The following is a 13,130-nucleotide window of genomic DNA, read 5'->3' as shown; positions in this document are numbered from 1 at the left end:
CTCACAAAATTGTGAGAACTCCCAAAAAAAATATATTTATACACTATCTGTTTTAAATTGTTAATTGCTCTTTTAAAAATTAATACTACAAATTAGTAAATTAATGATGATAGACTTATTTGAAAACTTGTTATAAAAACAGAGCTTAATACAAAAAAACAAGGCTAAAAATAAGCAAAATCAAGGTGTTATTTAATGAAAAAAGGAAATGAAAAAAAATTAATAAGTTCATTAATTTTTTCAAAATATTTAAAAACTAATCTTCGAAAGAATTGATTTTTATCATTTTTCCTTATAATTTTTTCAATTTTTTCAATTTTACTTTTTTTATTTTTATGAGAAGCTGGTAAAAATTTTGATTTACCCGTTTATAATTCGCAAAATCAGCGAATAACTATTGTCAAAAAAAATGGCAAAGAGTTTGCAAATAACGAAATTTCAGAAATAAAAAACTTAAAATCTGTTAAATATATTTCAAATGGTGAATCAGAATTAGATTTCGGCGATTTTATGAATGAAAACTCATCTAGTCCCATCCCTTATGTACCAACTAAAATTTTGCCAGTTGAAATCAATGATTTTTTTAAAAATGATATGAAAAACTATACTAATTTTCAAGGTAAATTTTTAGAAAATAATGACGAAATAATAGTTTCACAAGATTATGCTGATTTAAAAAAAGTTAAAATTGGCGATTACATTGATTATAGATATCAAATATTGAACCGCGCAACTAATAAAAATGAATTAATTTATACTAAAAAATTTAAGGTTGCAGGAACAGTAGGATTTGTTAATCGTCATCTAGATTATTCTGTTTTAATGTCCAATGATTCCTATAAAAATTTAGTTGAAAATATTTTTAACAAATCAAAAATATTTCTGAATCAAAACCAAGGTCAAAATTGGTTTTTTGAATCTTTAGTTAAAAAATTAGCATACAATAGTGTAAAAACTTCAAATACAGAAAATGCTGTTGATCCAAAAGTTTCTGCATTTTATGGCTTGCATTCTAATAAAAATTTTAATATTGATAAAAAAGATAAAAGGCTTAAAGCGGGTCATTTTACTGAAAATAAAAACGAAATTCTTGCTAGTCAAAGTCTAATTAATAATTTAAGTAAAAATTTCAATTTCAATTTAAATGTAGGTGATGAAATAACTTTTAAAATAGAAAATATTAATTTTTTATTTCTCAAAGATCATCTTTTTACTTTTAAAATTAGTGGAATTCTTGAAACTGATGAACCAAATAAAATAGAATTTAACCAAAATGTAGCTCAGTTTTTTGCTGACTCAATAAATGAAAATAAACCTTTAAGACTAAATCTTTTTTATGATCAAAGCGAGCAAAATTTATTGTCAAAACTCCAAGAAAAAGGATTTGAATTGGCACCAAAAATTGATTATGGAGATCATTGAGGTGCTGCTAATATTTGACCAATAATTTCATCAATTACAGTAACTATAATTTTACTTTTAACTACTGCTATTATTTTTGGTTTTACTTTGAGAAATTTCAAAATAAACAATGGGACTATTCAAAGTTTTGACGTTGATACAAACAAAAAAATATTCTTTAAAAAAGAAAATTTATATTGAATTTTTATATCATTATTTATTCTTATTGTCAGCTTTATACTGTTTTTTATTTCAATTAAATTGCCATTTTTTAGCGATTTTGTTGCAGATAGATCAGCAGGTTACATAATTGGTCGCATTAGTTTAGATCTTGTTTGAATCTCATTATTGTATATTATATTTTCTACTATTATTTTTAAAGTCACTAGTCATTTTTTAAAAAATAGAAAAAAATATAAACCAATTAAAAATAAATTAGTAAATTAATTTACTTGAAAAATTTCAGCTTTTTATTTAACTAGCTAGTAGCTAAATAAAATTTGTGGTTTTGTCTCAATAATTAACATTGCACCATAATAAACAAAGTTAGCGTTTTTATGCTAACTTTGTTTAATTTCCAGTCATTTTTAATTTTTTGGCACGTTTTTCAAAATATAAATGCATTAAGTGATATAATTTATAATTTTTGTAATTAATAAAAACATTAACTTAGTGAGAATAAAATGAATAAAAATGAAGCAGTTGAACAACTTATAAAATTTATTCAAACAAAACAAGCTGGACTAAAAAGAAACCAAAAAATTGCTTATTATGGTGCTAATGCTGTTAAATGGATAACTTTTTTCGCAAATATTATAGTAATTTCCTTGGCAATTTGGGTAATTATAACCGAAATTAATCGTTATCAGTTAATTAAATCTGAAAATAAATCAGTTATTAATGACCTTGGACTAACTATTGTTTTGGCTAGTTTTATTTGCCTTACTTTTTTTATTAATTTATTTCTTGCTGTTTTTCGTGAAGTTATGAAGTATAAGGAATATAAAAAAGCGCAAAGAGAACTAAGTTATTTGTATTTTCAAATTCAAAATGATCCAAATTATACTCTTGAAAAATTTGAACAGGACTATCAATTGATCTCTGATTTTTATTTTCAAAAAAAAGATGTTTCAAAAATAAAAATTCTTAAAAAAATAGTTTTTGGAGGTAAAAAATGGTTATAAAAAATGTGCGACTTGATTCAGATTCTTATGAATTTGCTAAATTTTTATACAGAAAAACGCTTGTAAAAGCAAGGTTTTTTCAATTTTTATTTTGAACAGTTTCCATTTTTAGTATTTTTTTTGGATTTTTTTCGACCTTAATGGGTATTTTTAAATTAGCTTCACCAAAATTAAATGAATTTGAACCTTTTGCCAATTTTTTTATTTCAACTGATGAAAATGGTGCAAAAGTTGACCAATGACCGATTTTTGTCTTATGAATTAACCTTTCAATTTCAATTATTAACGGTCTTTTTGCCCTTTTTCTAGTAAAACCACGCTGAATTCGCAACCAAGAAATTAATGATTTTTTAAAAATTGAAATAATTTTATTTGAAACAAAAACAGGAAAATATGCAAAATCTAAAAATTTGCAAATTGAACTTTTTAATTCAATTTGCAAATTTTTAGGAATTCTTAAAGCGCTTGAAAATAAACAAAAAGAGCAAAAAACTAACATTAATAAAGAGGAACAAACTAATGAATAAAGAACAATTGCTTTCAAAAATTGAACTTGATGTTATAAAATTAACGGCAAAAGCACGTGTTTCTAAGGGTATTTTTTTGTTTTGCAGCATTGCCTTAATTTTAATGTCAGCTTTTAATGGTATTTTATCTGCCTATGCAATTACTAAAAACCCTAATCCAACTGCGGTTAAGTTATTTGTTGCAATTGCTTTTATTAATGCAATTATTAGTTTTGTTAGCTCACTTTCTTCTTTTTTTGTTTTTGAAAATGTTTATAAAAAGTCAACAGAAAAAATTAATTTTTATGAAGAAAAGAAAAATGAGCTTTTATCTCAAGATGCAAACATTGATGAGATTGCAAAACAATTAGGGAATATAAAAATTGAAAATTAGTTTGTAATATTTTTAAAAAATGTTAAAATGTATCTATAATTTAACTTAAATTTTATTTTAACAATTTTTTTTATAACACTGATACCGTTGTTATAACCCTAAAAAAACATTCATTTAAAGGAAAAAATGCCAACAATTTCTCAATTAGCAAAAGGTTGCCGAGTTAAGAAAACTTGAAAGTCAAAAGTTCCTGCATTGAATATGTTATATAATTCTTTGCACAAAAAAGAACTAAAAATTAGCTCGCCCTTTAAACGTGGAGTTTGCACAAGAGTTGCAACTATGACTCCTAAAAAACCTAACTCAGCATTACGTAAATTTGCAAGGGTAAAACTTTCAAATGGAATTGAAGTTAATGCCTATATTCCCGGTGAAGGCCACAATTTACAAGAACACTCAATTGTTTTAATTCGTGGTGGAAAAGTTAAGGACTTACCTGGTATTCGTTATCACATTGTACGTGGAACTCAAGATACAACTGGTGTTGCAAAAAGAGCCCAAGGTCGTTCCAAATACGGAGCAAAAAAACCTAAAACTTCAAAGTAAAAATCTAAAAAAGCTATAAAATACGATATTTTTTAAAAGGAGACTAACATGTCACGAAAAAAACAAGCCCCAGTGCGCGACGTGCTTGCTGATCCAGTTTTTAACTCAAAACTGATTACAAAAGCAATAAATTGCGTTATGTTAGAGGGGAAAAAAACTACTGCCCAAAACATTCTTTATTCATCATTTAAATTAGTTGAAGAAAAAACTCAAAAAGATGCTCTTGAAGTTTTCCAACAAGCTGTAAAAAATGTAACTCCCCTAACTGAAGTTCGTTCACGTCGAATCGGGGGAACAAACTATCAAGTTCCAATGGAAGTTCGCCTAAAACGTCAACAAACTCTTGCTTTGCGTTGATTAATTCTTTTTGCCAGAAAACGCAACGAAAAAACAATGGTTGTTCGTCTTGCAAATGAAATAATTGATGCTTATAATAAAACAGGCGGGGCCTTCAAGAAAAAAGAAGATACTCACAAAATGGCCGAAGCAAACCGCGCTTTTGCACACTTTAAATGGTAGGAATTTAGAAATATGTCACGAAAATTTGAACTAAAAGATTACCGTAATATCGGAATTATGGCCCATATTGACGCCGGAAAAACAACAACAACTGAAAGAATTTTATTCCACACTGGTAAAATTCACAAAATTGGTGAAACTCACGATGGAGTTAGCCAAATGGACTGAATGGAGCAAGAAAAAGAACGCGGAATTACAATAACTTCTGCGGCAACAACTGCTTTTTGAAAAGGTAAAAGAATTAACATAATTGACACCCCAGGACACGTTGATTTTACCGTTGAGGTTGAACGTTCACTTCGGGTTCTTGATGGAGCAGTTGCTGTTCTTGATGCCCAATCAGGTGTTGAGCCCCAAACTGAAACTGTTTGAAGACAAGCAACAAATTATGGCGTTCCACGTGTTGTTTATGTTAATAAAATGGATAAAGCTGGAGCTAATTTTGAGGCTTCAATTGAATCTGTGCGCACTAAATTAAACGGTAATGCCGTGGCAATTCAACTTAATATTGGTGCTGAATCTGATTTTAGCGGAATTATTGACCTTGTTGAAATGAAAGCTTATAACTACGATGGTCAAAAAGAAGAAGTTGAATATGAAATTCCGATTCCTAGCGAATTACAAGACAAAGCAGCAATAATGCGACTTGCTCTTGCTGAAGCTGTTGCTGACTATGATGAAAATTTATTTAATGATCTACTTGAAGAAAAAGAAATTTCAGTTGAACAACTAAAAGCAGCAATTCGTAAAGCAACAATTAGTGGTGATTTTTTCCCGGTTGTTTGTGGTTCATCTTTTAAAAACAAAGGTGTAAAGAAAATGATCGATGCTGTCATTGATTATTTACCTTCACCACTTGATGTTCCACCAGTTAAAGCTTTTCGCGATGATCAAGAAATTACAATTCAAGCTGATGATAATGAAGAATTTTCTGCCTTAGCTTTCAAAATTATGAACGACCCTTTTGTTGGATCACTAACTTTCTTCCGTGTTTATTCAGGAAGCCTGACAAAAGGAACTTACATAATTAACTCAACTAAAGGTAAAAAGGAACGTGTTGGCCGTATTTTAGCAATGCATGCCAATTCTCGTGAAGAAATCAATGAAGTTCGTACCGGTGATATTGGTGCTTTTGTTGGACTCAAAGACACAACAACAGGTGATACACTAATTTCGGAAAAGTCCAAAAGTTTTGTGCTTGAAAGAATGAGTTTTCCCGAACCTGTTATTTCCCAGTCACTTGAACCTTTTTCAAAAGCTGAAGTTGAAAAACTAGCTAATGCCCTCCAAAAACTTGCAAACGAAGATCCTACTTTTAAAACTTGAACCGACACTGAAACTGGACAAACAATTATTGCTGGAATGGGAGAATTGCACCTTGATATTATTGTTGATCGGCTAAAACGCGAGTTTAACGTGCAAGCACGTGTTGGAAAACCACAAGTTTCTTACCGTGAAACAATTACAAAATCCGCTGAAGTTGAAGGAAAATACATCAAACAATCCGGTGGACGTGGACAATATGGTCATGTTTGAATTAAATTTGAACCTAATCCAGAAGAAGGCTTTGATTTTATTGACAAAATTGTCGGTGGAAAAATTCCAAAAGAGTATATAAAATCAATTCAAAAAGGTCTTGAAGAAAAAATGCAAGTCGGAATTTTGGCCGGATATCCTTTAATTAATGTTCGAGCAACCTTGTTTGACGGATCATTCCACGAAGTTGACTCTTCAGAAATGGCCTTTAAAATTGCAGCTTCAAAAGCCCTTTCACGTGCTCGTGATGCCGTTGGAACTGTTTTACTTGAGCCAATTATGGACGTTTCTGTTTTTGCCCCTGCTGAATATGCCGGAGACGTTATGGGTGACTTATCACGTCGTCGTGGACTTGTTCGTGAACAAGAAACTAGATCTGATGGAGCAAATGTTATTCGTGGACATGTTCCATTAGCAGAAATGTTTGGATATTCAACCCAATTACGTTCAATGACATCAGGACGAGGAACTTACCAAATGCAATTTGATCATTATGAAGTTGTTCCAAAAAATATTTCTGATGTAATTGTTAAACAACGGGCAATCAAATCTGACGACTAACAGTTATCCCCGAGTTTGACAGTTTGATAAAATAATCTTAAAAAGTGTCCGGTTTTTTGGGCACTTTTTAACTTTTTTGGCAAAAGTTAATCACCTATTTTAAAACACTGGCAAAATCAATTTATGGATAAAACAACAAAAATCATAAAAAATACAACTACTATTTAAACTCAATGTAAATAGAAAACTCATTTTTATTTATATTGAGCCTAAAAAAACATATGAAGTTTTGAAAGAACAATAATTAAAAGCCCTAAATTTATAGATTTCTAAACGGTTAAATTTAAGGCATTCCATCATATTTAAAAATATAATGGATAATTCGCATTTTCTGATTTTATCATGCAAAAAACATAACTAATTCCCCCTTAATTCAATATCAAATTTATTAATTATTCTTAAGTGATGGTTATTATAACATAATTTTTTCTTAGACCAAGCATTTTTTTTTTTTTTTTTTGCAAAAGGTTAATTTCAAAAATATAAAAATTAATATTTTAGGTCAAAAAAACCGGATTTACGAATATTTTTGCACATTTATATTCACTAAAAAGTGAATTTTTGCCATCAAATTGGGAAAAGGAAAAGTTATTAAGAACTTTGCAACAAAAAAACTACCAATCGGTAGTTTTTTTGTTGAATTTAAAATTTAATTGAATAAATGATTTTTAAATTAAATTTTAATAAAAGGAGCAACATTTGAAAAATTAAATAAACTTGGAGTTGATCCTAGATCCATGACTGCTTGAGAAACAACAGCACCGGTAGTGCTAGTTCCTTGTGTAGCTTTTATAGTTTGTAATGCTTTTGAAAGTTCTTCAACAGATTTTAGCGCTTTTTGTAATTTTTCTGGCATATCTTTTAATGCTTCAACTTGTGTTTTAAGCGAATCTAGATCTAAATTTGCAAGTTTATCAAAACCCTCTTGAAATTTTTTAATTTGCGCAGAGTCCAATTTGGAAAAAGTTTTTTGAAATTCTTCAAATGACGCCTTGATTTTATCAATTTCAAAACTTTCAATTTGCTTTTTAAATAAAAAGTATAAAGTAGCAATTATTATTGCAAATAAGAGAATATTCCCAATAATAACAGCCAAGACTGTCGATATAAATCTTCCGATTTTACTCACTTATGCCTCCATAAATTTGTAAATTAAATTTTAATTTTTGTTCTTTTTTTATGATTCACCATCCTTATTTTCATTTACTTCTTTATTTGGTTCTTCATTAGTTTCATTTTGTTTCTCTGTTGTTTCAGTTTTTTCTTCAGTTTTTTCTTCAGTTTGCTGTTCAATTTTTTCTTCAGTTTTTTCGCTATTATATTCAATTAACTTATCAACAACTTTTTTGTTTGTTATATTAATTTGAATTTCGCTGTGAGGGATTGTTTCGTTTAATTCTTCGACAGATTTACCGGTAAATCTTGACAACATGGCAATTTGTTCGTCATAATCTTGCTGGGTTGGAACTAATCCTTCTAGTTTTGCAATTTCAGCAAAAATGAAAGAATTTTTAAGCAATTTTCTCGCTTCGGCTTCTAGTTGATTGTAAATATCTTGCTCAGTGAATTTTGTAATTCGGCAATATTCCTCAAGAGTAAAGCCTTGTTGTTTTAAAGTTGAATTAAAAGTTTCATTTAAACGATTAACTTCAGCATTAATTAATTTAGTTGCAAGTGGAATTTCAACTTGGTCAACAATTTCTACAAGTGCATTTTTTTGAAACTCAATTCGCGCTTTTTCAATATTTTCACGTTTTGTAAGATCTTCAAGATAAACTTCAAGTTGGCTAATTGTTTCAACATTTGGAATTTTTAATGAAGCAACAAAATCATTAGTCAATTTAGCAGGTTGACTTTCTTTGATTCTGTTGATTTTTACATGAAATCTTGCCTTTTTACTTGCATAAGCTGGAACATGGTAATCTTCAGGGAAAACCACATGAATATCGGCTTCTTTTTCAATTTCTAACCCAACTAGTTGTTCTTCAAAACCGGAAATAAAGCTATTTGAACCAATTCGAAGTTCAAAGTCTTGCGCCTCTCCACCTTCAAAAGGTTCATCATCAATAAAGCCTTTAAAATCAAAATTAATAATATCTCCCATTTTTACAGGACGATTTACATTAACAAATTTTCCTTTTGATTCTAAAAGTTTTTGCTTTTGAATTTCAATATCATCTTTTGTCACTTGTTTTACAGCATATTTTGTTTTAAGATTTTGATAATCAGGAAGCTTAATTTCAGGATAAACAGGATAAAGAAACTCGATTTCTAAGGTATTTTTGTCCATTTGAACAATATTAAAGACTGGAGATTCAATAACATTGTCACTATCAATTACATTAGAAAAAGCTTGTTTTTCAAGCTCAGGTAAGTACATTCTAAGCGCTAATTCAAAAACTGACTGTGGATTTAAATATGGGCGCGCTTTTTCTAATGGCACTTTCCCTTTTCTAAAACCGCGTAATGAAACTTTTGCAACTTGTCTCTTTTCAGCTTTTTCGTAAAATTCAACTCATTTTTGCGGATCAGCTACTAACTTAATTTTAAGTTCGGCACTATTAGGTAAAAATTCACGTGTTATCATTAATAATAATCCTTAAATTGTTATATAAAAGTAAAATAAAACTAATTATAATTTAAATTATGATAAATTTGTTTAAAATTTAAAAAAATAATAAAAAATTTAGCTTTTTCTCTTAGTTTTTTAAGTAGATGTATTTATTTAAAAACTAAGGCTAATAACTTATTATTATCTAGGTTTTTATTTTTACTTAAATTATAATTTATTATTGTAAAATTTAGAAAATTTTTATGCTGTTTTTTGAAATTTCTTTTATTTTTTTAATGGCAAAATCTAAACTTGCTTGTATGATTTCAGATCTACTTCCGGTAAAATTCAGCTCTCAGACTTCATCATTGATGGCAATAAATACTTGTCCTAGCTTGCCATCTTGAACTGTAGGGCCGGCATTTCCGGTCAAGGCGATTGCGTATTTAGTTTGAAAAAAATCAAGGCCGTATTTGGCCATTTTTAGGGCTGTTTTTGCATTAGTTACACCATTTTTTGTATCAATACCAATTTTTTCCTTAATTTCGTTTTGGTAACAAACAAGTCCACCGGCAAAAAATTTACTTGCACCGGGCTTTTTTACAATTTCAGCAGCAAGGGCGCCTCCAGTTAAAGATTCAACTGTAGCGATGCTAAATGGTTTATTGGCCATTAATCAGTCCTTTTTATCAAATTTTTTACTATTTGAACAAAAATTACATTTAAATTCAATTTTTTTATATTTTTCAATTAAAAAATCAACATCTTCTTGACTTAAAAGTTTTAAATTTGCTTCAAAATTTGCCTTTTTACAGTTACAAATATAATCCCATTTTTGGAAATCAACCTGATTAAAACTTGAAAAAAAGCTCATAAAATCCGCCATTTTTTCATTTTCTAGTCAAGATTCTACTTCTTGTAATTCTTCTTGAGAATGATTAGGTAAAAGCTGAATAATTAAGGATTGGGCTTTTGTTATTTTTGCATTTTCATCAAGTTCAATTAAATTTTTTACTACTGAATTAATTTGCTGAGATTGGTGAAAATAAAACGCTAAATCTGTTATAAAATCACCTTTTTGAAGTTTGATCTGACCTGAATAATTAGTTTTTTTTGTAAATTGGTTAATTTTTAAAAAACCATAATTTCCAATATATGAACTTACAAGTTGGTTTGTGTTGTAATTTTTGAAAACATTAGCCGGAATTTCAAAACTATTTGCTGAAAAACTAGCGCGAATTTGGCCTTGCTTATTTGTTTCAAGAACTAATGATTCAACATTCTCAGAATTAATTTTAACAGAAAATCCAGCTGTTTTTTCCTTAATCAAAGTTGGAAGTGGTCCAAAAACATTAATAAAACTTGCTAAAATAAGCGAACTAATATTGCTTAACTTGTGAATATTAATCGCTTTATTAACAATTTCAGTCATCTCTGAGACAACTATTAGAATATTTTTGTGCAAATAAATTTTAGAATATGATGACATGATTATATTTTTTTATTTTGTTTAGATATTGAATCTGTTCATTTTTCTCAAAGTTGTTTTCACTGTTGTTCATTTTCACAACTTAAATACTCAAGAATTTGAGCATCAACTATAGGATCAAAATTTGGCGAAATACCTAACTTTGTATAAAAATTATACCATTTTTTAATTTTTTCTATATCATCCATAACTTGAGATTCATTAACATCAAAAGTATAAGATTTTATATGTCTTTTTTTTATAGGAAATTCTTTGGGATTTTCGTAGTCATCTTGCTCTAAAAATGTTGCTACAATTGAATATTTTTCGGCATTTTTTAAAAATGCATATAATTGGGCTTGTTTTATGTATTTTTGCGGTAAATTTTCGCCTTTTTTGCCTCACCTTTCAAAATTTTTCAGACCGGTTGTTTTAATTTCGATTATTATATTGCTTTTTTTGATAAAACCATCAGGAATTCCGCCTATAATTGGATCTTCGCTAAAATAATCATAATTATATTTTTCAGGAGGAAAAGTTTCAATTTCTAGATCTAATTTTTCAGAAATAGCTTTAATGACAAGAGGTTCAATTGCAACTCCGGCATCTATATATTTAGTGTCTAAAATTGGCATATCCAATTTTGAAATTTTGACAAAAGCTCGAAATGGCGAACTAAAACTATCCAGTCCAAGCACTTCTCCAATTAAAGTTCCACCAATTTTTTTAAAACCGGTGTTAAAAGCAAACTTTTTGTTAAGTAATTTTTCATGAAAAGCAGGATCAAGAATTAAAACCTGTTTTTCATGGTCAATAAAATATTCTTTTTTATTGTAAAATTTACGATTTGTATACATGTGTATCCTAAAGTCAAGGTTGTAAACTAATAAGTGAAAGTAAAATTCCGATAATAATTAACAGAAAAACATTTACTTTTCGCAAATACAAAATAAAAACTATTATAGACCAAAAAATTGCAAAAGAAATAAAAACTCAAAGTCTTCAGCCGCTTATAAAAACATTTATTTCTTTTGTGACAAAATATCCATCATTAGAATTAAAAGCATAATTTACAAGCACTAAATTGATAAAAAGTTGAAAAGCAAGCGCTAAAATAATTCCAATAATTGCCGGTCGAAAAATTTGTACTATTTTTGTAAAATGTGAGCCCTTTTTTTGCGAAACTCTATTTAAGGCTTTTAGTCAAATTACAACTAAAAAAATTGCCGGTAGTATAAATGCCATTAAAAAAATAAATGAAAGAAATCAACCTAAAACTCCAAAATCTGCAATTAAAAATCCAGTAACTGCGGCCAATTTAATTGAAAAAACACCTGGTGTTGAATTTGCGACAGTGAAAATTTGATTAATTTTTTCTTGATCAATTTCAAGACCTAGCTCTCCAAGTTGTAATCAAAATCAATTAAAAACAGGCATAAAAACTTGCCCGCCACCAAAGACAATTAAACTAATAACTGCTATCCCCAAAATTGTTAAACTAATTAGTAAAATCACGGTTTTTCTTTCATTTTTTAAACAAAAATAAAACTGAATATATAAACATAATTACTAAAATTGGGACAATCGCTAAATTATACGGACTTGGGACAAACAAACAATATGCAAAACTTAATGATAAAACGGTGTAATAAACTAATTTATTCTTTGAATTCTTGTCTTTTTTTCAATAAATATAACAAAATCCAAGTAAAATTCCGATAATTGTTGAGAAAATTGCTAAGTTAAAAGTGACTAAATATCTTGGAGGTAATTTTTTTACTAAAATAAATAAAGTAAAAAATAATAAAATATGCGGGAAAATTCCCAAAACTGTTGCTAAAACACCCCAAAAAGCGCCTAATTTTTTAATGCAAACTAATGCCATCATTTGAAGTGATGAAGGTCCGGGGAGTAAATTGGTCAAAATTAAACCTTGATCAAAATCACTTTTTGAAATCCATCCTTTTTTGACAACTGCCTGACTAAAAATAATAGGCATTAAAGAATTTCCTCCGCCAAAAGAAATTAAAGAAATTTTTACAACAAACCATAAAAGTGTTAAAAAATCTCTCATTTTCATATTTTTAATATTTTTTGTATTCATACTTAATAAAATAATATATTATTTTTTAAAAATATGGTATAATTAAATCGGCCTAGAGGTGTAGTTCAATGGTAGAACAACGGGCTTCAACCCCGTATGTTGCGGGTTCGACTCCTGTCACCTCTGCCATTTTTTTATTTTTTAAATTAAAAAAATGGCAGTAAATTCTAAATTTTTGACAAAAGATTTAGAATTTATTTAAAAGATACCCGAGTTTCTCAGTTTGATGAGATAATCTTATAAAAGTATCCGGTTTTGGGAGTTTTTTAACACTCATCAAAGAAAAATCTACTTATTAATCAAATAAGGCAAACTAAAAAAGCTAAAATTTTGACTTAAAAAGCAAAATTATGAAATTTT

13 protein-coding genes and 1 tRNA gene are annotated in these 13,130 nt (G+C 28.4%); 8 read left to right on the top strand and 6 right to left on the bottom strand.

Annotated features, from left to right (window positions below):
* The first annotated feature begins 195 nt into the window (after nucleotides 1-195).
* From KW512_RS03025 to fusA, 7 genes are all read left to right on the top strand, one after another.
* Nucleotides 196-1,848 carry a hypothetical protein gene (locus KW512_RS03025; RefSeq protein ID WP_258841330.1) on the top strand — a complete coding sequence of 551 codons (1,653 nt, stop codon included), beginning with the start codon at nucleotides 196-198 and terminating at the stop codon, nucleotides 1,846-1,848.
* A 236-nt stretch (nucleotides 1,849-2,084) separates the two neighbouring features.
* Nucleotides 2,085-2,585 carry a hypothetical protein gene (locus tag KW512_RS03020; protein ID WP_069097288.1) on the top strand — a complete coding sequence of 167 codons (501 nt, stop codon included), beginning with the start codon at nucleotides 2,085-2,087 and terminating at the stop codon, nucleotides 2,583-2,585.
* Complete coding sequence (locus tag KW512_RS03015) at nucleotides 2,576-3,112, top strand: DUF4231 domain-containing protein (protein ID WP_258841329.1); 537 nt, start codon at nucleotides 2,576-2,578, stop codon at nucleotides 3,110-3,112. The genes KW512_RS03020 and KW512_RS03015 overlap by 10 nt, the downstream gene beginning before the upstream one ends.
* Entirely contained in the window at nucleotides 3,105-3,485 is a 381-nt protein-coding gene (locus KW512_RS03010) for a DUF4231 domain-containing protein (protein WP_069096918.1), read from the top strand. Before KW512_RS03015 ends, KW512_RS03010 begins: the two co-directional genes overlap by 8 nt.
* Nucleotides 3,486-3,611: 126 nt before the next feature.
* Nucleotides 3,612-4,031: a 30S ribosomal protein S12 gene (gene rpsL / locus KW512_RS03005; RefSeq protein WP_010321104.1), complete on the top strand. Its 420-nt coding sequence runs from the start codon at nucleotides 3,612-3,614 to the stop codon at nucleotides 4,029-4,031.
* A gap of 48 nt (nucleotides 4,032-4,079) precedes the next feature.
* The gene (gene rpsG / locus KW512_RS03000; protein WP_010321103.1) at nucleotides 4,080-4,550 is read left to right on the top strand and encodes a 30S ribosomal protein S7; all 471 of its coding nucleotides are present in this window, start codon (nucleotides 4,080-4,082) and stop codon (nucleotides 4,548-4,550) included.
* Between the two features lie 12 nt (nucleotides 4,551-4,562).
* Complete coding sequence (fusA, locus tag KW512_RS02995; RefSeq protein ID WP_010321102.1) at nucleotides 4,563-6,647, top strand: elongation factor G; 2,085 nt, start codon at nucleotides 4,563-4,565, stop codon at nucleotides 6,645-6,647.
* 673 nt (nucleotides 6,648-7,320) lie between these two features.
* Here fusA and KW512_RS02990 read toward each other — a convergent pair.
* The 6 genes from KW512_RS02990 to KW512_RS02965 all read right to left on the bottom strand — a co-directional run bounded on the left by KW512_RS02990 (nucleotide 7,321) and on the right by KW512_RS02965 (nucleotide 12,740).
* On the bottom strand, nucleotides 7,321-7,776 hold the full coding sequence (locus tag KW512_RS02990; RefSeq protein ID WP_258841328.1) for a hypothetical protein: 456 nt from the start codon (nucleotides 7,774-7,776) through the stop codon (nucleotides 7,321-7,323).
* 48 nt (nucleotides 7,777-7,824) lie between these two features.
* Entirely contained in the window at nucleotides 7,825-9,234 is a 1,410-nt protein-coding gene (tig, locus tag KW512_RS02985; protein WP_258841327.1) for a trigger factor, read from the bottom strand.
* Nucleotides 9,235-9,448: 214 nt separating this feature from the next.
* Nucleotides 9,449-10,687 carry an Hsp33 family molecular chaperone HslO gene (locus KW512_RS02980; RefSeq protein ID WP_258841326.1) on the bottom strand — a complete coding sequence of 413 codons (1,239 nt, stop codon included), beginning with the start codon at nucleotides 10,685-10,687 and terminating at the stop codon, nucleotides 9,449-9,451.
* Nucleotides 10,688-10,689: 2 nt separating this feature from the next.
* Complete coding sequence (locus KW512_RS02975) at nucleotides 10,690-11,523, bottom strand: MAGa7180 family putative nuclease (protein ID WP_258841325.1); 834 nt, start codon at nucleotides 11,521-11,523, stop codon at nucleotides 10,690-10,692.
* A gap of 7 nt (nucleotides 11,524-11,530) precedes the next feature.
* Entirely contained in the window at nucleotides 11,531-12,181 is a 651-nt protein-coding gene (locus KW512_RS02970; protein WP_258841324.1) for a chromate transporter, read from the bottom strand.
* Nucleotides 12,165-12,740: a chromate transporter gene (locus tag KW512_RS02965; RefSeq protein ID WP_258841828.1), complete on the bottom strand. Its 576-nt coding sequence runs from the start codon at nucleotides 12,738-12,740 to the stop codon at nucleotides 12,165-12,167. The genes KW512_RS02970 and KW512_RS02965 overlap by 17 nt, the downstream gene beginning before the upstream one ends.
* A gap of 84 nt (nucleotides 12,741-12,824) precedes the next feature.
* Between KW512_RS02965 and KW512_RS02960 the strand changes: the two genes are divergently transcribed.
* Nucleotides 12,825-12,899 (top strand) — tRNA-Trp (locus KW512_RS02960).
* The last annotated feature ends 231 nt before the right edge of the window (nucleotides 12,900-13,130 follow it).

Source organism: Mesomycoplasma ovipneumoniae (assembly GCF_024758565.1).
GTDB lineage: Bacteria > Bacillota_I > Bacilli_A > Mycoplasmatales > Metamycoplasmataceae > Mesomycoplasma > Mesomycoplasma ovipneumoniae_B.
This window is presented reverse-complemented; position numbering and strand designations above follow the sequence as displayed.